This is a genomic window from Salmonella sp. 2020_1459 (assembly GCF_043847915.1).
Classification (GTDB): domain Bacteria; phylum Pseudomonadota; class Gammaproteobacteria; order Enterobacterales; family Enterobacteriaceae; genus Salmonella; species Salmonella enterica.
On the sequence record NZ_JBCMFA010000002.1, the window covers coordinates 78,461 to 103,170 of the forward strand.

Genomic DNA, 24,710 nt, shown 5'->3' on the forward strand with positions numbered 1-24,710 from the left:
ACTCTCTATAAAATTCGCCTCGAAATATAATATTTCAACAAATAAGATATATAAATATATTTTATTTATATTTATCACTAAAATATGGATATTCTAAATGTTTTTCAGAAAATATGGCGTAGCCGCTTTTATTGCAATGACTTTGAGTGCCGGGTCTGCAATGGCAGCAGATCCAGATACGGGTACTATTACTTTCCACGGTCTGGTTTCTAACAATACCTGTAAAATCTCTCTTGATAATAAAATAGATCAAGACGGTAATGATTTTGACATTACGCTGGATACCGTTTTTGTTAAAAACTTCGCTACCGCACTGGGTGATAACAGTACTCTGGGCGAAAAACAGTTCACTCTGAATCTGAGCGAATGTGATAACGCAACGGTAAAAGATGCCTCCGCGCAGTTTAATTCCTGGGGCGGTTCCAGCTCAACATCAGGTGGTCTGTTAGTACCACCGGCTAATCTGCAAGGAGCAGCAGAAAACGTTAACCTGGTGCTGGCTAACAACGGTAACGGCGCTACCGATCTGATCAAAATTGACCAGACTAACAACGCGCAGAAAGCCACTATTTCCGCTGATGGCACCGGTGACCTGTTCTATCGCGTAGCCTACACCCAGGGCCAGAAGTGGAATGCAGACACCAGCCCGGTAACGGCAGGAACCGTACAGGCGCAAGTTGCCTTCACCGTTATTTATAACTAATCCTTTGTATTTAAAAAGATTAGCCAATCCCTCAGCAGCTGTGCTGGGGGATTTTAATTTTAAAATATACCTACAGGGAGGGTAAAATGGCCAATACGGTTATTACAAAAGGATTTAAAACCACCTGCTTCGCTGCAGCGGCCTTCACGGCATTTGCCACATTCCAGGTAAACGCAGATATCGTCATATCCGGAACACGTATTGTGTACCCAGCGTCATCAAAAGACGTGATTGTGAACCTGGATAACCGGGGCAATAAACCTCTACTGGTGCAAACCTGGCTGGATGACGGGCGTGACGGTGTTGACCCGCAGGAGCTAAAACTGCCGTTTGTCATTACGCCTCCGGTATCTCGTATCGATCCACAAAAAGGGCAATCCTTGCGTATTACGTATATGGGTAGCGCATTACCTCAGGATCGGGAATCGCTGTTTTGGTTTAACGTGCTGGAAATTCCGCCAAAATCAAAAGCGAAAGAAGGCGAGAGTTTAAATCAACTTCAACTCGCCTTTCGCACGCGGATCAAATTATTTTTCCGCCCGGATGGCCTGAAAGGCACGCCTGGCGATGCGGCTGCAAACCTGAAATGGTCGCAGAAAAAAGAAGGCAATACGCTTTCACTGTTTGCCCAAAATGACAGCGCGTACAACGTTTCTATTTCCAACGTAAAATTAAAAGTGGGCGGTAAAGAATATACTGTCGACAGCAAATCCGTTTTACCCTTTAGCGGGGTCAGCATGCCCGTAAAAGGCCTTTCGAATAATATTAACGGTACCGTTATCTATAGCACCATTAATGACAATGGTGGCACAAATAAACGAGAAGCCAAAATAGACTAATCAATTATAACAATTACGTACCAATGTAGTGGGCCATTCTGGTCCACGTTAATTATTCGGAAAAACAATGCTATTTCAACGCTCATTATTATGTCTTACTATTGGCGCTGCACTCCCTTTTTCCGTTTCTGCTGCAAATTCAGCAGCAGAAAAAACCGTTGTTGAGTCGGACGAAGCCGTAGAATTTAACGAGCAATTTTTACTTAATAGCAGCGCTAATATCGATATTAGTCGCTATGCGTATGGCAACCCGGTGCTTGCCGGAACCTATCGTGTGAAAGTGAATCTTAACAATGCGTTGAAATCTACCTCTGAAATTACCTTTAATGAAAACGGTACGCCACGCGCCAGTGCATGTCTGACGCCGCTTTTACTCACCCAGGCAGGTGTTGATCCCGCCGCAATGCGCGATGACGTCGAGGTCGACGACAACACCACGTGTCTGGATATAAAAAAATACTACCCCGGTGCGACGGCGAATTACGATTCCGGCAAACAGGCGATGGATCTCAACTTCCCGCAGATTTATATCCTGAAACGTCCTGCCGGGTATGTTGACCCCTCACTGTGGGAAGATGGCGTTCCGGCGGCCATCGTCTCTTATGATATGAACGCCTGGCACAGTGAAGGCAATGGCACAACGTCCGATACCGCTTACGTGGGGCTACGTTACGGTTTAAATATGGGACCGTGGCGTTTGCGTTCCCGAGGTAGCCTTAACTGGAACAAAGATACCGGTAGCGAATACAACAATCAGGACGTTTATTTACAGCGAGATATCACCGCGCTGAAAGCGCAAATGGTGATAGGCGATTCCTACACCCGTGGCGATGCGTTTGACTCCTTCAGCCTGAGCGGGATACGGATGTATAACGATGACCGCATGTTACCGATGGGCTCCAGCAACTACGCGCCTGTTATCCGCGGCGTCGCCAACAGCAATGCCAAAGTCACGGTGATGCAAAGCGGCAATAAAATCTACGAAACCACCGTACCGCCGGGGGCGTTCGAGATTAACGACCTTAGCACCACAGGTTATGGTAACGATCTGCTGGTCACCGTAGAAGAAGCGGACGGCAGCAAACGCAGCTTTACCGTTCCCTTTTCGTCAGTCACCCAAATGTTACGCCCCGGCGCGACACGCTGGGATATCGGCGTCGGCGAGCTGAACGATGATTCTTTACATGATAAACCGCAGGTGGGTTACGCGCAGTTTTACTATGGCCTGAACAACACCTTTACCGGCTATATCGGCGCGCAATATACCGATATGAATTTCTATGCTGGGTTATTAGGTCTGGCAATGAACACCGGTATTGGCGCATTCGCCTTTGATGTGACGCAATCTCACGCCAGTATTGATGATTTAGGCACGCTCAGCGGGCAAAGCTACCGGCTGACCTATAGCAAAATGATCGAGGCGACCAATACCTCATTTAACGTCGCCGCTTATCGTTTTTCTACTGAAGACTACCTCAGCCTGAATGACGCCGCGTCTTTGCAAGACAGCGTTAAACATCAGCAATATGCGCAGCAAAGTTATCGCTCAGGTGATGAGTTATATGCCGATTACCAGCGTACCAAAAATCAGGTGCAAATCAGCATCAACCAGCCCTTAAACCAGGGAGAAACAACCTGGGGCTCTGTGTATGTCAGCGGAACATGGCAGGACTACTGGAATGATGCGGGCTCCACGGCCAACTATAGCGTGGGTTACAACAACAGTTTTGCCTACGGCAGCTATAGCGTGTCATTACAACGCGCCTATGACCAGAACGGCAGTAAAGACGACAGCGTCTATTTAAGTTTCAGTATTCCGTTGAGTATGTTCTCCCACAACGGGGAACGCTCTGGCGGTTTCTCCAATATCAACATGGGCCTGCGTTCTGACATGAAGGGCGGTACTAACGTCAACTCCACCGCCAGCGGTAATACCAAAGATAGCGACATCAGCTACTCCGTGAGCGCCACCTCCAGCAGCGGTAATTACGGCAACCTGAATCAGGTAAGTGGCTTTGGCTCCCTTAACAGCAGCTATGGCCCATTAGGGCTTTCCGCCTCGTTTGGCGACGACAATAGCCAGCAATATTCCGCCAGTTACAGCGGTGGCATGGTGCTGCATTCTGGCGGCGTAGCGTTCGCGCCGGGCAGCATTGGCGAAACCGACGCCGTCGCACTGGTGAAAGCCAGCGGCGCACAAGGCGCAGGACTGGGCTACAGCAGCAGCGAAATCGGCAGTTCGGGCTATGGCATTTTACCGTATATGTCAGCCTACCGCGAAAACCGGGTGTCGCTGGATATCAGCACACTGGAGAACGATGTTGAAATCAAAAGCACCAGCACGGTTACCGTACCGCGTAGCGGCGCCGTCGTGCTGGTGAATTTTGAAACCGATGAAGGTCGCTCACTGATTCTGGAATTACTGCGTAGCGATAAAGGCTTTATTCCTTTAGGCGCAGATGTCCTTAACGAGAAAAATGAAACTGTCGGTACCGTAGGCCAGGCCGGACAGGCGTACGTGCGCGGCGTAGAACAGCAAGGCGAACTTCGCGTGGTGTGGGGCAGTGGTAAAGAAAGCACCTGTACAGTGCGTTACCAATTAACTGAAACCACGGCAAAAGCGGGACTCACCCCCGTACTGAGCAATCAACTTTGTCACCTGTAATGACCTGTTTAGGGAAAAACTAATGAGAGTTTATATGAAAAGAAACCGCCTCAGTCTTCCCATCGCGGCACTTGCCGTAATGGCAGCTTCTGGAAGTGCGCTTGCCGCTAACTCCACTAACCTGGATGTTAACTTCACGGCCACAATTAAAGAAACCACCTGTGACATGAAACTGGTCGGTGGTACAGGCTCCGACACGGTACAGGAATTAATCATTGGTAATAGTAGTGGTGAAGTTCGTATTGATGATGTAAGAGCGGGAACAGCAACGGCAGATTTTAAATTAGTGATTGTTGAATGCCCGGCATCGCTTCAATCGTTAAAGACATCAATCAACGGAACGCCATCCGGGTTTTCAACAAAAATATTAACGAATGGAATAAAAGGCTCAGCCGACTATATAGGGGTGTCAGTAGCGCGCGCATCCAAACCAGATGAACCTTTTGTTATTAACTCCACCGCCGATTCAGAACGTCTGGTCTGGAGTGAGGTAGAAATTAACAGTAAAGAGGTTCCGCTGATCGCCATCATGAAAGAGACCAAGGCAAATTCGGCTACCACAGGGGCTTTCTCAGCCGTTGCGACTTTCGTATTTAGCTACGAGTAATTAACGCAGATCTACGGAGCATCACTATGAAATTTACATCAGCTTTAATCACATTATCCGTTTCTGCCGTCTTATTCTCTGGAATGGGCAGAGCCGCCATTACCGGTACCGACAGTGTACAAATGACCTTCAAGACCACAGTGACAACCGGTACCTGTAAAGCTATCGTCGTTAATGGTGACGGAAAAAATGTCAGCACCATTGGCTATGGTGAGACATATAAATCGGATCTTAACAAGAAAGCGATGCCACTGAGCATTGTCTTCAGCAATTGTTCCGGCGTAACCATCGCAGAAGTAGAAGCAAAAGCGGGCACCGGCGGCACCTGCTCCGGTGATAATTTAGACGGCGATTCTTACGCGGCAGGCCTGAATACCGCCTTCGAAATTTGGGGCGGCGATGCAGACACGGGGGTGAAACTGTCTTGTAAAACGCCACCAGCCGCACAGGAGGTGACCATTACCAACGGTGCGGGTACCTACCCAATGACGTCACGCATTGTGGTGGCAAACGGTAAAAGCCTGAGCGACGTCACCGCCGGCGATGTCACGGCTCCGGTCACCTTTGTTGTGACATACCCTTAATTTTCAGGTGATTTGTTCATGCAACAGTTACTGTTTCTTTTACGCCAGCCCAGTCTTGTGTTGCTTATGGGTCTGACGGGCGGGTTTTGGTCTGGCATCAGCCAGGCGGGTTCCAATTTGGATATCAATCTGACCGCCAGTATTGTTAACAGCACCTGCAAACTCAGTCTGGAAAATGGGGGGGAAGTCTACCTTCCCAACGTCACGCGGGCATGGTTTTACAATAACGACGGCAGCAGTAAATATGCGCCTACCGACGAGGCGGGCGGCACGCCTTTTAACGTGCGTCTCGAAGACTGTGCAGATAACAGTAGCATCAAGCAGTTGATGTTCAGCTTTACGCCGCAATCCGGTTTTTGGAGCAACCAAAACCAGGTTTTCAAAAATGATGCCACAACAGGCGCGGCGCAAAACGTGGGGATCGTCATTTTCTCGGCAGACTATAAAACTAACGTCTTAAACAGCGATGGCAGTTCTAACGTAGTTTACGACGTCAGCGGAAAAAGCAGTTCGCTGTATTTAACGGATTATCAGTTTTACGCGCGCTATCAGAATACGGGCGCAGTTGTCAGCGGCGTTGTCACCAGCAACGTGTTGGTTGACGTCAGCTACGAATAAAAGGATTTATGATGAAGCTATTCCCTTATCTGGCCGCACTGTTATTGTTGAGCGCATCCGGCGTAGCCTATGGTGCCCTGGAATGTAAATTTTACAATGGCGATACACGACAGATAATGTCGCCAGGCGTTCAACCAATCATTACCTTTCACCCCTCGGTGCAAACCGCCACGCTGCTGGCTAGCGGTATTACGATGGAATTAACGCCGGAAATGCATAGCCACTGTGCAGTGGGGGATGATGGAGAGAACATTTACCAGATGACGGACAACACCTTACTTGAAGGGTATGTCGACGGTAAGGCGTTGTTTCGCACCAATATACCCGGCATTACGTATGCCATTGGGTTATACCCCGCAGGGAAAGGCATTACCGGATGGTTTCCCGTCAATCCTGGTCAATATTATATGACCGCTTATGCTGACGACAACGAAGGCTATTTCGAACATGAAAAAAAATGGTACGCCGTGATGGAAATCTACCAGATGCCCGGCTTTAATGGCGTGCCTTCGGGAGTCGGTTTTATTAGCTCAATCGGCGGCCCATTGGGGCACATTGTTCTCGGAGACCCCATAGGTTCTGAATCTGACCATCCTCGCCCGCTAATCACCATTTCTGATATGATGTTTAACATTCCATTCTCCGAACCGACCTGTATTCTTACCGCGCCCACCACCGTGAATTTAGGTGATTGGTACCGAAGCGACGTGGAGAAAGATCAGACCACCGAGGTGCCTTTTCAGATTACCGGAACCTGTACCGGGACGATTGAAGTCTCGTTCGTGGCGAAATCCTCATATACCAATGCGGATAAGAACCTGTTTACCAACTCGATTACCAGCAACTCAAACGTTACCGCGGCTGGCGGCGTCGGCGTAAAAATAAGCTCACCGGCCTATTCGCAAATTCATGCCGACAGTTCGCCAGAAGTCATTGCCGTGGGCGATATAATCGGGAGGCCGGTGACCTCAGTAAACGCCAACTTTAAAGCAAAGCTGGTCAAAACAGGGACGGAGGCCGTGACACCCGGTATTTTCGGATCGTCTGTCACCTTCCAGGTAACCTACGAGTAAACTACCCCTGCGGCTGATTGACTATCAGCCGCGACATGGTTTCCAGCGAATCCGTGCGCAGAATATACAGCCTTTTGAGCAGCATCGGATTATCTCCCGGCTTCACCTTCCCTCTCACCGTGGTGACCGCCAGATGGAAACCGGCGTCTTTTGCTGCTTTGATCGCGGTCGCGTTATAGCCGCCAAAGGGATAAGAAAGATAAAATACGTGCGGAGTAAACTGTGTGAGCGCCCTCCGCGAACGTTCAAAATCAAACAGAATATTATGGTAGCTGCGGCTATATAAAATCGGGCGGCGATGCCCGTCTACCCGGTGTAAAAAATGGGTATGCGACTGAAAATCAAAAACATCGCTTATCTTGCGCAATTCGGACACGCTCATAAATTGCAGCGACCTGGGATTCCATGTTTGCGGATGGCGCTTAATACGCGATGAGATAATAAATGCCGTCGCTTTCATATCGTACTGCTTTAATACCGGATATGCATAGCGACTCACCGATTTAAGGCCATCGTCAAAGGTGATAACCACCGCGCGCGCCGGGAAATTCGCGCGGTTATGGATGTAATCCTCCAGTTGGTACATCGTCAACGTGGCATAGCCGCGATCGCGAAGCCAGGTCATTTGGTTGCTGAATGCCCGAACCGAAGTCGTGGTGGACGTATGGCGAAAACGAGTATTCTCTTCATCACGTAAGATGTGATGATAGGTCAAAATCGGAATGCCGTTGTCTTCCTGCGCATCCATGGCGCTGACATAAGCCAGCCTGTCGCCAATACGGATCTGATACCAGGTTTGATGTAGCCGGCCTTTCAGCTTGCTAATAATGGGGTAACGCAAATTATCCACCAATACGCCAAACGGGGCGCTACTGATGTCCGGCGCGTTATACACCGGCGTGTCCTTCCAGGTCACCAGATTCTGATTGCTGAGCGGCTTGTTAAGATCGCCCAGGCCATCTTCCACTTTTTGTTTTCCCTGCACGGATTCCAGATGGCCTTTATCGATAAACCCCACACCGAAGCCGAATTTAAAGGCATAATAATCAGCCGCAACAGGCGTTACGGAAAGAATTTGTCCGGCGCGGATATTCCCTACGGTCACCATTTTGTCGCCAATCTGCGACCAGATGGCGGCATCTTTCGTCGTTTGCATATAACGAGCGGGCAAGGCAGCCAACACATTACCGGCGAAAAAGAACAGCAAGATAAGAACAACGCGCATAACCATATATCATAACCAAGACGAAAAAACGCCGTCATTGTAGCAAAAGCGTCGTCAATGGTATTGATCAAAACTCATACGAATCATGCAGCAATACAAAAGGCGGATTTTTCTGCTGCTGATGCCAGAGACTGGTGACATCCGGCGCGCCAAGCGCGACAATCTGGTCGCGAAATGCTGAACTGCTCATTGACTCTCGCCAGGGAATCATTTCCTCCATCAATGAATAGCTGACACCTGAAATAACTTCACATTGAGAATGTTTATGGCTCATCAGCGACGCGACACGATAAGGCGCCGCGCCGGAAATGTCGGTTAAAAATATCACGCCTTCACCGGAGTCGGTGGCATGGAGGGCGTCACACATCATGCGGCTGAGCATATTTACGCTTAACCCACGCCAGAAATTGACCGCCCGACACTGCGCCAACGGCCCATACTTCTTTTCAAGACCTTCGAGCATTTCCTGCGCCCGATCGTCATGACAGGAAATGACCCATCCCAGCATAACTTCTCCTCCATTGAGCTCCAATCCTGCATGATGTCAGCATGTTTTTTTGGCCGACAATACACTATGACCACGATCATTTTTTATTCAAAAAAATTTGCATTATTTTTAAAATTGTTAGCAGCCTTCATAGGATCTGGCCCATTAAAGGGTAATCACGGCGATTCAATTAAACAAACACTCACCAAAATAATTGATTAAATATATATTATAAATATTTCATATTTATGTATTCTGAATTTTTCTTCGCGCCGCAAAAATCATCGGACATTATATTTACTCATTCGGGAATAAAAAGAACAATAACTTCCCACACTATAGATATTGTTACTATGTCAATATTTATAATATCTTAAAGGATCAAAGATAATGAAACTCACCTTAAAAACACTCACTGTGGCACTGGCTGCCATCACCCTCTCCCCCGCCGCGCTGGCAGACACCGCCAAAGACGGCACCGTACATATCACCGGCCTCATTAAGCAAAACGCCTGTACGGTAACAACGGATTCAATAGATGTGACATTACAGGACGAATTTGCCTCTCTTTTCACTGCCGCAGGGCAGACGGCAGGGGATACAGACTTCACCATCGAACTCGAAAACTGCGACGCAAACATCTACAGCAGTGTACAGGCGCGCTTTGAAGGTACGCTCGACGGAACCGATGCGACCATCCTGAAAAATGACGCTGATGCTGAGAATATTGGCGTGCAGATTCTTGATAACGCTGGCACCACTATGACCTTTAACGATCTTCAGGCATGGTCTGCCCCAGTCAACCTCCCTACAGCAGAGGGGGTGACGTCACTCTCAATGCCTTTCACCGCCCGCTATATCTCCACCGCGGTTCCCGTTAAGTCGGGAACGGTCGATGCAACCGCAACATTCTATCTGCAATATAACTGATCCTGGCGGCCAGCGTCGGCTGGCCCCTTTGTTTATTGAGGTCATCAATGAATTCATTGGCTAAAGCAGGGTTGCTTTGTTGCCTGTTGTGCGGTTCGCTGGCGCATGCCGCAGGGATAAACATCGGCACAACGCGGGTTATTTTTCACGGCGACGCCAAAGATGCGTCCATATCGATAAGCAATAGCGACAACGTTCCCTATTTAATTCAGTCCTGGGCGCAATCGATCAGCGAAACCGGGGCGAGCGGCGATGCGCCGTTTATGGTCACCCCGCCGCTTTTTCGCCTTAATGGCGGGCAAAAGAACGTACTGCGAATTATCCGTACCGGCGGCAATTTGCCGGAAGATCGCGAGTCGCTGTACTGGCTGGATATTAAATCGATTCCCAGCAGCAATCCGGACAATAAACACAACACACTCATGCTGGCCGTTAAAGCGGAATTTAAGCTGATTTACCGGCCAAAAGCGTTAACCCAAAAACCAGAAGAAGTTGCCGATCGGTTAACTTGGTCGCGTCAGGGTCGCACGCTCACCGTGAAGAACCCCACGCCCTATTATATGAACTTCGCCACCCTTTCCGTTGGCAGTCAAAAAGTGAAAGCCCCGCGCTATGTGGCGCCTTTCGGCAACGCGCAGTACACGCTGCCTGCCGCCGCCAGCGGCCCGATTGTCTGGTCTATCATCAACGATTTTGGCGGTACTGGCCCCGAACATAAACAAACGCCTTGAGAAGAGTGACAGGGATGAGAGTGCCGATGCGCAAAAGGCAACACCGGGTATTTTATTTATCGCGCTGCGCTGTGTGTATCGCGCTGGGCAGCACGTTTACACACGTTGCATGGGCGCGCGACTATTTCAATCCGGCATTTATTGAAAACCATGGGCAGGCGAGTCGCACAAGCGTCGATCTGTCGACATTTGATAACGACAAAAGCCAGCTGCCTGGCACCTATTACGTCACTATCAATATCAACAAAACAGAAATCGGCGCGCGAAACGTTGATTTTCAACTCACGACGCTCAGTGACGGTCAACAGGCATTACAGGGCTGTTTACGGCTTCAGGAACTAAAAGATAACGGCGTCAAAACCGACCTTTTTCCAACCCTGGAGAGTGAAAAAGGCTGCGTCGATCTCAACGTTATCCCCGGCGCCAGCCAGCAGTTTGATTTTCAGCGACAGGCATTATCAGTAAGCATCCCGCAACTCTACATCGCCAACAACGCGCGCGGCTACGTGCCGCCGGAAAAGTGGCAGGAGGGGATTACCGCGCTGATGCTGAACTACAGCTTCAGCGGCTATAAAGAGTACGGTTCCAGCGAGGATTCCGACGATGCGGAATCGAAGTATCTCGCTCTCCAGCCGGGTTTTAACCTCGGGCCGTGGCGTTTTCGCAACTACAGTAACTGGAGTTCAAATAACGGCGAGAGCGGTAGCTGGAACAGCGTTTATAACTATTTACAGCGCGACATTATCGCGCTGAAAAGCCAGTTCACCGCCGGAGACAGCAATACGCCATCCGATGTGTTCGACAGCGTACCTTTTCGCGGTCTCCAGCTTACCTCTGACGATCAAATGCAGCCCAACAGCCAGCGTGGTTACGCCCCGACGATTCGCGGCATTGCCCGCTCAAACGCGCAGGTTATCGTGCGGCAAAACGGCTATATCGCCTATCAGACCGCCGTTTCGCCGGGCGAATTTGAAATCAACGATATGTTTCCCACCGGCAGCAACGGCGACTATGACGTAACGGTAAAAGAAGCCGACGGCAGCGAACAGCATTTTATCGTGCCCTACTCTTCGCTGCCGATTCTGCAGCGCACCGGACGGGCAAAATACAGCGTGACCGTGGGTAAATACCGCGATTATAACAACCACACGCTGGACGGCTTCGGCCAGGCGACCCTGCTGTACGGCCTGCCATGGGGCATCACCCTGTACGGCGGCAGCCAGATTGCCGGCGATAAATACCAGTCCGTCGCCTTCGGCGTCGGGCAAAATATGCAGATGCTGGGGGCCATTTCCCTGGACGGCATCTGGTCGCACGCCAAATTTGACGATGGCCGCAAAGAAATCGGGCAATCCTGGCGCGTCCGCTACAGCAAGGGCGTCGTCAGTACGGGTACCACGTTTTCGCTGGCCGGCTATCGTTACGCCAGCGAAAACTACAATTCGCTGAGCGAGGTGATCAACCCGGACGACGATTTTTATGATAACTACGGCAAGCGCCATAATCGTTTCGAAGCTTCGGTCAACCAGCAAATTAGCGATACGCTCGGTTCCTTAACGCTAAGTTGGGTCAAAGAAGATTACTGGCACAGCGCGCAGCAGATGGAATCCCTGAGCGCCAGTTACAACAATAGCTGGGGTCCGGTGAGCTATACGCTGAGCTACAGCTATAACAAAAACACCTACCAGTACCGTTCGAACAATGACGATGATGACAACGACGACGATCGTTATAACCAGAACGATCGGCTGTTCACGCTGTCGCTGCACGTTCCGTTTACGGTGTTCGATTCCAGGCTATACGCCAGCTATATGCTGAACACGCGTAAGCACGATGCCACGGTGAATAGCACCACCCTTAGCGGCACCGCGCTGCGTGACAGAAACCTGAACTGGTCGTTACAGCAGAGCCACAGCACACAAGACGGTGATTCCGGCGGGGTAAACGCCAGCTACAAAGGCACTTATGCCAACCTCAACGCCGGTTACAATCAGTCGCCAGATAGCCAACAGGTCAGCTACGGCATCAGCGGCGGCATTCTGGCGCACGAAAACGGTATTACCCTGAGCCAGCCGATTACCGGCGCAGCGATTTTAATTAAAGCGCCCGGCGCCAGCGGCGTTTCGGTTGAAAACCAGACCGGCGTCGCCACCGACTTCCGGGGTTATACGGTGATCCCCAACGTCACGCCGTATTATCGCTACGATATCTCGCTCGACAGCAGCACGTTTGCTGACAACGTGGATATTCCGCTCAACAACCAGACCGTCTATCCGACGCGTAATGCGGTGGTGCGCGCGGCGTATGACACGCATAAGGGCTATCGCGTGCTGTTAACGCTGACGCGCAGCAATGGCGAGCCCGTGCCCTTTGGCGCGACGGCAAGCGTCGATGGGCAGGATGCGAACCTGGCCAGTATCGTCGGCGATAAAGGCCAGGTCTTCCTCAGCGGCCTGCCGGAAGAGGGCCTGCTGCTGGTGAACTGGGGAAGCGCCTCTTGCCGCGCGGATTACCGCCTGGAGATCAGCAAAAATATGAACGGCATAGTGATGGCGAACGCCGTCTGCCAGTGAGGAACACAATGAAGAATTTATGGATACTGCTGGCGCTGTCGCTATTTTCAGACCATGCGCTGGCAGAAGGAACGATGGGCAACGGAAGCGGCTGGTGTCAACCCACCAACGGCACGCATACTTTTCCTTTTAGTTTTAATCAAACCATTACCGATACAGATGGGAACCAGACGGGAACCATCGTTGAAGAGCACTGGTCAGCTGGCGGAGAATATTCGGCTAAATGCGACTGCGATAACAGTGATTATCGCGGGTACAACTATTTCACCGCGACCACCGGCGATCTGACGCAGAAAGGCACGCACAGCGAGACGCGATACTACGGACATATGGATTACTATGTCCTCGTGGCAGGCAAACTGGAAATTGGCACCGAAGCGTATGTAGCCGGGAAGTTGAACCAGAATATTCCTGTCCCGTTTTCCTCAATCAGCAATGAAGATAGTTCCGCAGGCGGCTGTGGCGATGCAGAAATGAAATCAATGACGGCGGGCAATAAAGGCACGGTAAGGATTTATATTACTCATCCTTTGGTCGGCGAAATCTCGATCCCGCAAACAACGATCATGAATCTCTATTTATCAAAAACGCCGGGCAGCAGCGGAGATAATATTTCCCCCGCCGTTCCCCCTGTCGCGCACGTCACCATGTCCGGAACTATTACCGTGCCGCAGTCCTGTTCCATCAACGCCGGGCAGGTTATCGAGGTCAGGCTGCCGGATATTGAGGGCAAAGATATTCGTAATCTCGGCGACAGTCCGCAGAACTCGCACGTCACCACTCAGGTAAACTTTACCTGTAGCAACGTGGCGGACGGCACCAACCTGTCAATGTCATTGAACGGAGAAACCGATCCGCACAACCCGGAATACCTGAAAACCGACAATGAGAATTTAGGGATACGGATTTCCGATAAATACGATAAGACCATCGTTCCCGGCGGCAGCGCCGAATTGCCGATTGAAGATTACACAGACGGTAAAGGCAGCACCGAGTTCACCGCCGCGCCGGTCAATACCACCGGACATGTTCCCCACACCGGAGAATACCAGGCTACCGCCACGCTGGAGATTCAGATTCGCTGAGAGAAGCGTTGGGGTTCAGCAAGCCTCCCCCCACCTACAGACCCGTAACCCATTGATATTACGGAGCCGTAGATGGGGTGAAGCAAAGCGCAACCCAACGCCCCTGTCAACGCTTAACTGCGCAAACCGCGCCCACGCTGGATCAGCGACCAGCACAGCAGGTAGAAAGCGGCGATAAAGATCACCAGTACGCCAAACGTCGTCACCAGCGGTACATCATGGATACCCAGGAAGCCGTAGCGGAAGCCGCTGATCATGTAGACGATCGGGTTCAGGTGCGACAGCCCTTGCCAGAACGGCGGCAGCAGCGTCAGCGAGTAAAATACCCCGCCGAGGTAGGTCAGCGGCGTCAGCACGAAGGTCGGGATCAGGCTGATATCGTCAAAAGTTTTCGCAAACACGGCGTTCAGCAGTCCGGCCAGCGAGAACAGAATCGCAGTCAGAATCAGCGTTAGCGCGACAAATATCCAGGAATGCACCTGGAAAGGCACGAAAAAGAGCGAAATCGCCGTCACCAGAATCCCTACGCACAGCCCGCGCGCTACGCCGCCGCCGACAAATCCGGCGATGATCACGTGCGTTGGCACCGGCGCGACCAGCAGTTCCTCAATATTGCGCTGAAACTTGGCGCTAAAAAATGACGACGCGACATTCGCGTAGGAGTTAGTAATGACCGCCATCATAATCAGGCCCGGCACAATAAATTGCATATAGCTAAAACCATGCATTTCGCCGATGCGCGAACCAATCAGGTTACCGAAAATAATAAAATAGAGCGTCATGGTGATGACAGGCGGCACCAGCGTTTGCACCCAGATCCGCATAAAGCGGTGGATCTCTTTCGCCCAGATGCTTTTAAGGGCAACCCAGTAAAGCTGCATCATGCGCGATCTCCTTGTTTTTCATGCACCAGCGACACAAACAGTTCTTCCAGACGGTTGGCTTTATTACGCATACTTAATACCTGAACCCCCTGCTCGCTCAGTTGGCTAAAGACGCTGTTAACCCCCTGCTCGCGTAACACTTCCACCTCCAGAGTCGAGGTATCCACCAGACGATATTGATAACCCGTAAGCTTAGGTAGCGGGCTTTTTGGCGCTAAATCCAGAATAAATGTCTCCGATTTCAGCTTTGAAAGCAGATTTTTCATGGAAGTATTTTCCACCAGCTCACCGTGCTGAATAATACCGATATTGCGGCACAGCATTTCCGCCTCTTCCAGATAGTGGGTGGTGAGAATAATGGTGGTGCCTTTGGCGTTTAAGTCTTTCAGGAATCCCCACATCGAGCGACGCAATTCGATATCGACGCCCGCCGTCGGCTCATCGAGAATCAATAGTTTAGGCTCATGCATCAGCGCGCGGGCGATCATCAGGCGGCGCTTCATCCCACCGGAGAGCATCCGCGCGCGTTCATGACGTTTTTCCCACAGATCGAGCTGTTTTAAATACTTTTCGCTACGTAAAACCGCCTCTTTATGTTCCACGCCATAATAACCCGCCTGATTCACTACGATCTGTTGCACCGTTTCAAACGGGTTAAAGTTAAACTCCTGTGGCACCAGTCCAAGCTGTCGCTTGGCGTTAACCACGTCTTTTTCCAGGTCGTAACCAAAAACGTTAACGCGCCCGGACGTTTTATTAACCAATGAGCTGATAATACCGATGGTGGTCGATTTCCCTGCTCCATTTGGCCCCAGAAGCGCGTAAAAATCCCCCGCTTCGACCTGCAAATCTATGCCGCGCAACGCCTGAACGCCGCCGGGATAGGTTTTTTTAAGTTGTTGAAGTTCCAGCGCAATGGTCATAAATTCTCACTTACTTTACGTTCTTACACTTTATATATGGTTTAAATAATTACGGAGTTGCCCTATATTAGCCCAACGCACTTATTTGGTTACAGGTCGTTAACTTCCATGAAAGACATAGATACACTCATCAGCAACAATGCACTATGGTCAAAAATGCTGGTGGAAGAGGACCCCGGATTTTTTGAGAAACTGGCGCAAGCGCAAAAACCGCGCTTTCTATGGATTGGATGTTCCGACAGCCGCGTTCCCGCAGAGCGTTTAACCGGGCTTGAACCGGGCGAATTGTTTGTTCACCGTAATGTGGCTAACCTGGTTATTCACACCGATCTGAACTGTCTCTCCGTGGTTCAGTATGCGGTAGATGTTCTGGAAGTTGAGCATATTATCATTTGCGGCCACTCCGGTTGCGGCGGTATCAAGGCTGCGGTAGAAAACCCTGAGCTGGGCTTGATTAATAACTGGCTGCTGCATATCCGCGACATCTGGCTTAAACATAGCTCGCTGTTGGGAAAAATGCCCGAAGAGCAACGTCTGGACGCGCTCTATGAATTGAACGTCATGGAGCAGGTCTATAACCTGGGGCATTCCACCATTATGCAGTCAGCGTGGAAACGCGGTCAGAATGTGACCATTCACGGCTGGGCGTACAGTATCAATGATGGCCTGCTGCGCGATCTTGACGTCACCGCCACCAACAGAGAAACGCTGGAGAACGGCTATCATAAGGGTATTTCCGCCCTAAGTCTGAAATACATTCCCCACCAATAAGCCATTAGCTATAGGCCGGATAAGTCGCTTTAGCGACGCCATCCGGCATTTCTGCGCTTACTCGTCCAGCAGCACCACTTTACCAACATACGGTAGATGGCGATAACGCTGAGCGTAGTCGATACCGTAACCGACTACAAATTCGTCCGGAATCGAAAAGCCAACGAACTCAACCGGCACGTCCACTTCGCGGCGAGACGGTTTATCCAGCAGCGTACAAATCGCCAGCGATTTCGGCTCGCGCAGGCCCAGGATTTCACGGACCTTCGACAGCGTATTACCGGAATCAATAATGTCTTCGACAATCAGCACGTCTTTACCACGAATATCTTCATCCAGATCTTTGAGGATTTTCACGTCGCGGGTGGTGGACATGCCGCTACCATAACTGGAGGCGGTCATAAAATCGACTTCATGAGGAACCTGAACTTCACGGCACAGGTCCGCCATAAACATAAATGAGCCACGCAACAGACCTACCAGCACCATTTCACTGCCGCTGTCTTTATAACGTTCGGTAATCTGACGACCCAGCTCGGCAATACGTGCTTTGATCTCCGCTTCGGGGATCATGACTTCAACAGTATGTTTCATATTTATAACCATATGATTTAAAAACAAATCACTCAATGCCGGTGACTAATAACGCCGCATTGACGCGCAAGGCACGCAGTATAACAGCAAACGTATTCATTCGCGGCATTTGATAAGAAAGCTCATTTTGTGATGACGATCACACATGTTAATTCCTATACTTAATTGCTACTAAAAAATTAACAATTTGGGATGGTGTCTTTTTATGGCAGAAAATAACGCACGATCGCCACGATTACTCGTGACGCTGACGGCCCTCTTTGCAGCACTTTGTGGGCTGTATCTTCTTATCGGAGGTGTCTGGCTGGTTGCTATTGGCGGTTCCTGGTACTACCCCATCGCGGGCCTCGTGATGCTGGTTGTGGCCGGATTGCTATGGCGCAGTAAACGTGCCGCACTGTGGCTGTATGCCGCCCTGCTGCTGGCGACAATGATTTGGGGCGTGTGGGAAGTCGGGTTCGACTTCTGGGCGCTCACGCCGCGTAGCGATATCCTGGTGTTTTTCGGCATCTGGCTAATATTGCCGTTTGTCTGGCATCGGCTGGTGGTTCCTTCCAGCGGCGCAGTGGCGGCGCTGGTCGTGGCGCTGCTGATTAGCGGCGGCATTCTGACCTGGGCTGGCTTCAACGACCCGCAGGAGATCAACGGTACGCTTCGCGCCGACGCCACGCCCGCCGCAACAAGCTCGTCGATCGCCGACGAAGACTGGCCGGCCTATGGACGCAATCAGGAAGGCCAACGCTATTCACCGCTGAAACAGATCACTGCGGATAACGTTCACCAACTGAAAGAAGCGTGGGTCTTCCGCACCGGCGATCTGAAACAACCCAACGATCCGGGTGAAATCACCAACGAAGTGACCCCGATTAAAGTCGGCGATACGCTTTATCTGTGTACGGCTCACCAGCGTCTGTTCGCGCTGGACGCCGCCAGCGGTAAAGAGAAGTGGCATTTTGATCCTCAGTTGAAGACCGATTCGTCTTTCCAGCATGTGACCTGCCGCGGCGTCTCTTATCATGAGGCCAAAGCGGATACCGCCTCGCCGGAGGTCATCGCCGACTGTCCGCGCCGTATTATCCTCCCGGTCAACGACGGTCGCCTTTTCGCGGTGAATGCCGAAACCGGCAAGCTGTGTGAAACCTTCGCCAACAAAGGCGTCCTGAATCTGCAAACCAATATGCCGGATACCACGCCGGGACTGTATGAACCGACGTCGCCGCCGATTATCACCGATAAAACAATTGTCATTGCCGGTTCGGTCACGGATAACTTCTCTACCCGCGAAACGTCCGGCGTTATCCGTGGTTTTGATGTTAATAGCGGTAAACTCATGTGGGCCTTCGATCCGGGGGCGAAAGATCCGAACGCGATTCCAGCCGATGAGCACGCTTTTACCTTTAACTCGCCGAACTCCTGGGCGCCTGCCGCCTATGATGCGAAACTGGATCTGGTCTATCTGCCGATGGGCGTGACCACGCCGGATATCTGGGGCGGTAACCGCACGCCGGAGCAGGAACGTTATGCCAGCTCCATCCTGGCGCTGAATGCCACCACCGGGAAACTGGCCTGGAGTTATCAGACCGTCCATCACGATCTGTGGGATATGGACCTGCCGGCACAGCCGACGCTGGCGGATATTACCGTTGACGGTACTACCGTTCCGGTTATCTATGCGCCAGCGAAAACCGGTAATATCTTTGTGCTGGACAGACGTAATGGCGAGCTGGTCGTGCCCGCCCCGGAAAAACCGGTCCCGCAGGGCGCGGCAAAAGGCGATTACGTCGCCAAAACTCAGCCGTTCTCTGATTTAACCTTCCGCCCGAAAAAAGATCTCTCCGGCGCGGATATGTGGGGCGCGACCATGTTCGACCAACTGGTGTGCCGCGTCATGTTCCACCAGTTGCGCTATGAAGGTATCTTCACCCCGCCGTCCGAGCAGGGGACATTGGTATTCCCTGGCAACCTGGGGATGTTTGAATGGGGCGGTATTTCCGTCGATCCAGACCGTCAGGTCGCTATCGCTAACCCGATGGCGCTGCCGTTTGTCTCGAAGCTGATCCCACGCGGCCCGGGTAATCCGATGGAGCCGCCGAAAGACGCGAAAGGTACCGGTACAGAAGCGGGTATTCAGCCACAGTACGGCGTACCATTCGGCGTCACGCTGAATCCGTTCCTTTCGCCGTTTGGCCTGCCGTGTAAACAACCGGCCTGGGGCTATATTTCCGCGTTGGATCTGAAGACCAATGAAATCGTGTGGAAGAAACGTATAGGGACGCCGCGCGACAGTATGCCGTTCCCGATGCCGGTTCCGGTGCCGTTCAACATGGGGATGCCAATGCTGGGCGGGCCAATCTCAACCGCCGGTAATGTGCTGTTCATTGCCGCGACCGCCGACAACTACCTGCGCGCTTATAACATGAGCAACGGGGAAAAACTGTGGCAGGGACGTTTACCCGCCGGAGGCCAGGCAACGCCTATGACCTATGAGGTAAACGGTAAGCAGTACGTGGTCGTTTCTGCCGGAGGCCACGGTTCGTTTGGTACGAAGATGGGCGACTATATAGTGGCCTATGCTTTGCCTGACGACGCGAAATAACCATTAATGCCCGGCGTATGCCGGGCATTGTGCCGGGTGGCGGCTTCGCCTTACCCGGCCTGCGTCACAGACATCGGTCAGACCGTAAATCCTAACATCATTCCCGTATCTTCATGTTCTAACAGATGACAGTGCGCCATATAGGCATGTTCCTTCGGCGCGTCGTGATCGAACTTGACCAGCACTTCGCTGATACCGCCCTCAACGCGTACCGTATCCTTCCAGCCCGTTCTGTGCGCCGCTGGCGCTTTGCCGTTCTCTGACAGAATACGGAACTGCGTGCCGTGAATATGGAAAGGATGCAGCATCATGTCGCCCACGCCGGAAATGACCCAACGTTCATGTCGGCCTTTTTGCGCCGCGAACATCGGTTTGTTCATATCGAAGACCTGGCCGTTGATAAAGTTAGCGTTATGGAAGTCGAATTTTCCGCCGTGATTCATATTGCCCATCGCGCCATGATTCATCCCGCTGTGATCCATGTTGCCATGATCCATCTCGCCATGCCCCATATTGCCGCCCTGCATATGCGCGTTCATGCTGTCATGATCCATGCCGCTCATCGCCTGAGCGCCATATTTCTTCATCAGCATTTGCATCCCCATCATATCAAGGCGCGGGTCCATCGACAGTTTCAGGTTGCGCACCGTCAGCCCTTCCAGCGACGGCAGCGCCGGCATCGTCGTCAACGTATCCGGCAGCGTACCGGAGGCGGTAATCCGCAGCGGCTGGATACGCATCACCGGATGCGGTTTATCAAACGGAGCGATCGCCATTCCCATCTGGCTGACCGGCAGGGTCACCAGATCAAAGGCTTTCCCGTCGCTGATATCCACCAGCACTTCAAAACGCTCGCCCATTAATAACGGCAGTTCGGTGACTTTCACCGGCTCCGCCAGCAGGCCGCCGTCGCTGGCGATCACATAAAGCGGGCGATTATCGCTGGCGGCGATATTCAGCGAGCGCGCATTACAGCCATTTAGCAAGCGCAGACGTAGCCAGCCTTTCGGCGCGGAATGCTGCGGATAGATAGCGCCATTGGTCAGCAGCGTATCGCCAAACCAGCCGACGGCGGCGGTCATAATATCCAGTTGATAATCAATCTGGCCATCGGCGGAGAAGCGTTTGTCCTGAATGATCACCGGCACATCGTCGATGCCCCACTGTTTCGGCAGGCGCAATTTGCGAATCTCGTCATCTTCAATCAGCACCAGCCCGGCAAGGCCCATCGCCACCTGGCGCCCGGTTTTGCCGTGTTTGTGCGGATGAATCCAGCAGGTCGCGGCGCGTTGCTCCGGCGTAAACGTCACCGTGCGGGTTCCGCCTGCGGGAATAATCCCCTGCGGGCCGCCGTCGACGATGCCCGGAATCTCCAGACCATGCCAGTGAAGCGTCGTGTCTTCGGCCAGTTGGTTATGGATATCAACGGTCACACTTTTTCCTTTGTGAAGCTGTACCGCTGGCCCCAGCAAATTACCGTTGTAGCCCCAGGTTGTCGCGTTCTTACCGGCGAATGTCGACTGTCCGGCTTTAACAATTAACTGCATACGGTTGCTCGCATCTGCCGTTAACAGGTCAGGAATAGGCAACGCGGGACGTTCGGCGGCAAAAGCGGCGCGGCTCCACAGCGGCAGCGCTGATGCAACCCCCAGCGCCACTGAATATTTTAAGAAATCACGGCGTAACATAATCATTTCCTTATAATGAACAGGCGGGTGTCTAAGCTTAGACCCTGCCCTAACGGGAAGGTCAAGCCAGCAACACGTCTTTACCATTCCTGACAGCAATACAATAAGAATGAAAACGCCGCGACCAATCCTGATAATAAAAGTCGTCGCTACGTTCTCAGTATGCTAACGTTGACTTTCCCTGATGCCGTGGTAGAAGCAATGAAGACGTTTTTCAGACCCGTGTTGTTTGGCAGCCTGATGGCCTTATGCGCAAATAGCTATGCGCTTACTGAATCCGAAGCTGAAGATATGGCCGATTTAACGGCAGTTTTCGTTTTTCTGAAAAATGACTGTGGTTACCAAAATTTACCCAATAGTCAGATTCGCCGTGCGCTGGTCTTTTTTGCCCAGCAAAATCAGTGGGACCTGAGTAACTACGACACCTTCGATATGAAATCGTTGGGCGAAGACAGCTACCGCGATCTTAGCGGCATCGGTATTCCGGTCGCTAAAAAATGCAAAGCTCTGGCCCGCGATTCTCTGAGCCTGTTAGCCTACGTTAAATAATCCTCCGCGATCCTATTGCTGAAATAATGACCGTGCATCCACGGTCATTGTTAGCTATGATGTTGCGCCCTTTTTTTACGGGTGTTAACAATGGAGGTATCAGCCAATGGCCGAAAATACGATGTGGCATGAAACGCTACACGACCAGTTTGGTCAGTACTTTGCCGTAGACAACGTTCTGTATCATGAAAAAACCGATCACCAGGATTTAATCATCTTTGAAAACGCCGCTTTTGGCCGCGTGATGGCGCTGGACGGCGTGGTACAGACCACCGAACGCGACGAGTTTATTTATCATGAAATGATGACCCACGTCCCGCTGCTGGCGCACGGTCATGCGAAACACGTTCTGATTATCGGCGGCGGCGACGGCGCAATGCTACGTGAAGTTACCCGGCATAAAAACGTCGAAACCATCACTATGGTGGAGATCGATGCTGGCGTAGTCTCGTTTTGCCGCCAGTATTTACCCAACCACAATGCCGGCAGCTACGACGATCCGCGCTTTACGCTGGTGATCGACGACGGCGTGAATTTCGTCAATCAGACCCATCAGACCTTTGATGTGATCATTTCCGACTGTACCGATCCGATAGGCCCCGGCGAAAGCCTGTTTACCTCCGCCTTTTATGAAGGCTGTAAGCGTTGCCTGAATCCGGGCGGCATTTTTGTCGCCCAGAACGGCGTGTGCTTCCTGCAGCAGGATGAAGCGCTCGACAGCCACCGCAAGCTGAGTCATTACTTCAGCGATGTCGGCTTCTACCAGGCGGCGATTCCGACCTATTACGGCGGCATTATGACCTTCGCCTGGGCGACGGACAACGACGCTCTTCGCCACCTGTCGAGCGAAATTATTCAGGCGCGTTTTCATGCCGCCGGCCTCAAATGTCGCTATTACAACCCGGCTATTCATGCCGCTGCATTTGCGCTACCGCAATATCTACATGACGCACTGTCCGCACAGTGACGTTAAGGAGGTGATAAAAATTGAAAAAGCTGAAACTGCATGGCTTTAACAATCTGACGAAAAGCCTGAGTTTTTGTATTTACGATATCTGCTACGCCAAAACCGCAGAAGAGCGCGATGGCTATATCGCCTATATCGATGAACTCTATAACGCCAACCGACTGACCGAGATCCTGTCGGAGACCTGCTCCATTATCGGCGCGAACATCCTGAACATCGCCCGTCAGGATTATGAACCCCAGGGCGCCAGCGTCACGATTCTGGTGAGCGAAGAACCGATCGACCCGAAACTTATCGATCAAACCGAACATCCCGGCCCGCTGCCGGAAACCGTAGTGGCGCACCTCGATAAGAGCCATATCTGTGTGCATACCTATCCGGAAAGCCATCCGGAAGGCGGGCTATGCACCTTTCGCGCCGACATCGAAGTGTCAACCTGCGGGGTGATTTCACCGCTAAAAGCGCTCAATTACCTGATCCACCAGCTAGAGTCCGATATTGTCACCATCGATTACCGCGTGCGCGGCTTTACGCGCGACGTCAACGGTATGAAACACTTTATCGATCATGAGATTAATTCTATTCAGAATTTTATGTCGGAAGATATGAAATCGCTGTATGACATGGTGGATGTAAACGTGTATCAGGAAAATATTTTCCATACCAAGATGCTGCTTAAAGAGTTCGATCTTAAGCACTACATGTTTCACACCAAACCGGAAGATCTCACTGAAACCGAACGCCAGCAGATCACCGCCGCGCTGTGGAAAGAGATGCGCGAGATTTACTACGGCCGCAATATTTCTGCGGTCTGATTCACCACTGGCAGCGCCTGACGGCGCTGTCACTCCGGCTGCACCAGCGTTAGCGCAAAAGCGCGCCCTTTCAGTTCAACCTGCGCTGACGGCGGCAGATTGACGTCGGTAATCACGTCATTAAAGCACTCAAGCGGCACCACATTAAAGAGCGAATGCGCGCCATACTTACTGCTGTCCGCCAGCAACACTTTGCGCTGCGCATTAGCAATAATCTCCTGTTTAAGCCCGGCCTTATCTTCCGTTGGGGTCGTCACGCCCGTTTTTACCCCCCATGAATTACAGCTCATAAACGCGATGTTCGGGTAAACGCTGCGTAACAGCTTGCGCCCATGCTCACCGATACAGGACTGACTGCTGTCATCGATACGACCGCCGACAATCGTCACTTCAATTTGCCGGAACTCAGCTAAAAACAGCGCAATATGCAGATCGACGGTGATGACCCGCAGCGGAAGATGGGTTAAGCATTTCGCCAGTTCCATCATTGTCGTACCGGCATCCAGCACGACGGCATCGCCAGCATTGACCAGCGATGCGGCAACGCGTGCGATCGCCCGTTTTTCAGCGGGCGATCGCAGTTGTTTTTCATTGGTGGTGGGCTGGGCGGGTTCAAAACGCCGCAGCGCCACGCCGCCATGACTACGGCTGATCACGCCCTGCTCATCCAGCTTGATCAAATCGCGACGGATAGTGGCTGGCGATGCGTCAACCGCCTCAACCAGCTGTTCTACCGTAACCAGCGTATGGTTTTTCAGATACGCCACAATGAGATCCAGACGGTGTTGTCCTTTCATAACAGG

Annotated in this window: 23 protein-coding genes; 16 read left to right on the forward strand and 7 right to left on the reverse strand. The window is 51.6% G+C overall.

Going from position 1 to position 24,710, the window contains the following annotated elements:
* The first annotated feature begins 97 nt into the window (after window positions 1-97).
* The 7 genes from ACH0VJ_RS05365 (at window position 98) to ACH0VJ_RS05395 (ending at window position 7,089) form a co-directional block, all read left to right on the forward strand.
* Entirely contained in the window at window positions 98-703 is a 606-nt protein-coding gene (locus ACH0VJ_RS05365) for a fimbrial protein (protein ID WP_000466116.1), read from the forward strand.
* 86 nt (window positions 704-789) lie between these two features.
* Window positions 790-1,542, forward strand: a complete 753-nt coding sequence (locus tag ACH0VJ_RS05370) for a fimbrial chaperone (RefSeq protein WP_000024306.1) — start codon at window positions 790-792, stop codon at window positions 1,540-1,542.
* 67 nt (window positions 1,543-1,609) lie between these two features.
* Entirely contained in the window at window positions 1,610-4,207 is a 2,598-nt protein-coding gene (locus ACH0VJ_RS05375; RefSeq protein WP_000898831.1) for an outer membrane usher protein, read from the forward strand.
* Window positions 4,208-4,229: 22 nt separating this feature from the next.
* Window positions 4,230-4,814: a fimbrial protein gene (locus ACH0VJ_RS05380; protein WP_001267116.1), complete on the forward strand. Its 585-nt coding sequence runs from the start codon at window positions 4,230-4,232 to the stop codon at window positions 4,812-4,814.
* A gap of 26 nt (window positions 4,815-4,840) precedes the next feature.
* Window positions 4,841-5,398, forward strand: coding sequence for a fimbrial protein (locus ACH0VJ_RS05385; protein WP_000673422.1), 558 nt, complete (start codon window positions 4,841-4,843; stop codon window positions 5,396-5,398).
* 18 nt (window positions 5,399-5,416) lie between these two features.
* Window positions 5,417-6,016 carry a fimbrial-like protein gene (locus ACH0VJ_RS05390; protein ID WP_001186621.1) on the forward strand — a complete coding sequence of 200 codons (600 nt, stop codon included), beginning with the start codon at window positions 5,417-5,419 and terminating at the stop codon, window positions 6,014-6,016.
* Between the two features lie 11 nt (window positions 6,017-6,027).
* Window positions 6,028-7,089: a fimbrial protein StkG gene (locus ACH0VJ_RS05395; protein ID WP_000765501.1), complete on the forward strand. Its 1,062-nt coding sequence runs from the start codon at window positions 6,028-6,030 to the stop codon at window positions 7,087-7,089.
* 1 nt (window position 7,090) lies between these two features.
* Here the strand turns inward: ACH0VJ_RS05395 and ACH0VJ_RS05400 are convergent, their stop codons facing one another.
* Window positions 7,091-8,320, reverse strand: a complete 1,230-nt coding sequence (locus ACH0VJ_RS05400) for a polysaccharide deacetylase family protein (protein ID WP_000245310.1) — start codon at window positions 8,318-8,320, stop codon at window positions 7,091-7,093.
* A 61-nt stretch (window positions 8,321-8,381) separates the two neighbouring features.
* The gene (locus ACH0VJ_RS05405; protein WP_000901958.1) at window positions 8,382-8,822 is read right to left on the reverse strand and encodes a PTS sugar transporter subunit IIA; all 441 of its coding nucleotides are present in this window, start codon (window positions 8,820-8,822) and stop codon (window positions 8,382-8,384) included.
* A gap of 369 nt (window positions 8,823-9,191) precedes the next feature.
* Here ACH0VJ_RS05405 and ACH0VJ_RS05410 point away from each other — a divergent pair, with 369 nt between their 5' ends.
* Genes ACH0VJ_RS05410 through ACH0VJ_RS05425 form a run of 4 tightly spaced genes read left to right on the forward strand, consistent with a single transcriptional unit; the run spans window position 9,192 to window position 14,120 of the window.
* Window positions 9,192-9,731 carry a fimbrial protein gene (locus ACH0VJ_RS05410; protein WP_023196616.1) on the forward strand — a complete coding sequence of 180 codons (540 nt, stop codon included), beginning with the start codon at window positions 9,192-9,194 and terminating at the stop codon, window positions 9,729-9,731.
* A gap of 47 nt (window positions 9,732-9,778) precedes the next feature.
* Complete coding sequence (stiB, locus tag ACH0VJ_RS05415) at window positions 9,779-10,462, forward strand: fimbrial biogenesis chaperone StiB (RefSeq protein ID WP_001086408.1); 684 nt, start codon at window positions 9,779-9,781, stop codon at window positions 10,460-10,462.
* Between the two features lie 26 nt (window positions 10,463-10,488).
* Window positions 10,489-13,035 carry a fimbrial outer membrane usher protein gene (locus tag ACH0VJ_RS05420; RefSeq protein WP_001231785.1) on the forward strand — a complete coding sequence of 849 codons (2,547 nt, stop codon included), beginning with the start codon at window positions 10,489-10,491 and terminating at the stop codon, window positions 13,033-13,035.
* A gap of 8 nt (window positions 13,036-13,043) precedes the next feature.
* On the forward strand, window positions 13,044-14,120 hold the full coding sequence (locus ACH0VJ_RS05425; protein WP_031622256.1) for a fimbrial protein: 1,077 nt from the start codon (window positions 13,044-13,046) through the stop codon (window positions 14,118-14,120).
* A gap of 113 nt (window positions 14,121-14,233) precedes the next feature.
* Here ACH0VJ_RS05425 and ACH0VJ_RS05430 read toward each other — a convergent pair whose 3' ends face one another.
* Together ACH0VJ_RS05430 and ACH0VJ_RS05435 are read right to left on the reverse strand one after the other, a co-directional pair.
* Window positions 14,234-15,004 (reverse strand): ABC transporter permease, encoded by a 771-nt coding sequence (locus ACH0VJ_RS05430; RefSeq protein WP_000983416.1) that lies wholly within the window; start codon window positions 15,002-15,004, stop codon window positions 14,234-14,236.
* A complete protein-coding gene (locus ACH0VJ_RS05435) occupies window positions 15,001-15,927 on the reverse strand; it encodes an ABC transporter ATP-binding protein (RefSeq protein WP_000150619.1) in 927 nt (308 codons plus the stop codon). The genes ACH0VJ_RS05430 and ACH0VJ_RS05435 overlap by 4 nt, the downstream gene beginning before the upstream one ends.
* Window positions 15,928-16,035: 108 nt before the next feature.
* On the opposite strand from ACH0VJ_RS05435, the gene can reads away from it, so the two are divergent.
* Window positions 16,036-16,698 (forward strand): carbonate dehydratase, encoded by a 663-nt coding sequence (gene can / locus ACH0VJ_RS05440; RefSeq protein WP_000651591.1) that lies wholly within the window; start codon window positions 16,036-16,038, stop codon window positions 16,696-16,698.
* Between the two features lie 57 nt (window positions 16,699-16,755).
* Here can and hpt read toward each other — a convergent pair whose 3' ends face one another.
* Window positions 16,756-17,292 carry a hypoxanthine phosphoribosyltransferase gene (gene hpt / locus ACH0VJ_RS05445; protein WP_000683342.1) on the reverse strand — a complete coding sequence of 179 codons (537 nt, stop codon included), beginning with the start codon at window positions 17,290-17,292 and terminating at the stop codon, window positions 16,756-16,758.
* A gap of 205 nt (window positions 17,293-17,497) precedes the next feature.
* Between hpt and ACH0VJ_RS05450 the strand changes: the two genes are divergently transcribed.
* Window positions 17,498-19,888, forward strand: a complete 2,391-nt coding sequence (locus ACH0VJ_RS05450) for a glucose/quinate/shikimate family membrane-bound PQQ-dependent dehydrogenase (RefSeq protein ID WP_000829731.1) — start codon at window positions 17,498-17,500, stop codon at window positions 19,886-19,888.
* Between the two features lie 77 nt (window positions 19,889-19,965).
* On the opposite strand, the gene cueO is transcribed toward ACH0VJ_RS05450, so the two are convergent.
* Window positions 19,966-21,576, reverse strand: coding sequence for a multicopper oxidase CueO (gene cueO / locus ACH0VJ_RS05455; RefSeq protein WP_000946047.1), 1,611 nt, complete (start codon window positions 21,574-21,576; stop codon window positions 19,966-19,968).
* 201 nt (window positions 21,577-21,777) lie between these two features.
* On the opposite strand from cueO, the gene ACH0VJ_RS05460 reads away from it, so the two are divergent.
* From ACH0VJ_RS05460 to speD, 3 genes are all read left to right on the forward strand, one after another.
* Window positions 21,778-22,125 (forward strand): YacC family pilotin-like protein, encoded by a 348-nt coding sequence (locus ACH0VJ_RS05460; protein ID WP_000846613.1) that lies wholly within the window; start codon window positions 21,778-21,780, stop codon window positions 22,123-22,125.
* Window positions 22,126-22,231: 106 nt separating this feature from the next.
* The gene (gene speE / locus ACH0VJ_RS05465; RefSeq protein ID WP_000829968.1) at window positions 22,232-23,092 is read left to right on the forward strand and encodes a polyamine aminopropyltransferase; all 861 of its coding nucleotides are present in this window, start codon (window positions 22,232-22,234) and stop codon (window positions 23,090-23,092) included.
* Between the two features lie 20 nt (window positions 23,093-23,112).
* Window positions 23,113-23,907: an adenosylmethionine decarboxylase gene (gene speD, locus ACH0VJ_RS05470; protein ID WP_000734279.1), complete on the forward strand. Its 795-nt coding sequence runs from the start codon at window positions 23,113-23,115 to the stop codon at window positions 23,905-23,907.
* 29 nt (window positions 23,908-23,936) lie between these two features.
* Here the strand turns inward: speD and ACH0VJ_RS05475 are convergent, their stop codons facing one another.
* A complete protein-coding gene (locus ACH0VJ_RS05475; RefSeq protein WP_000678252.1) occupies window positions 23,937-24,704 on the reverse strand; it encodes a DeoR/GlpR family DNA-binding transcription regulator in 768 nt (255 codons plus the stop codon).
* Window positions 24,705-24,710 lie beyond the last annotated feature (6 nt).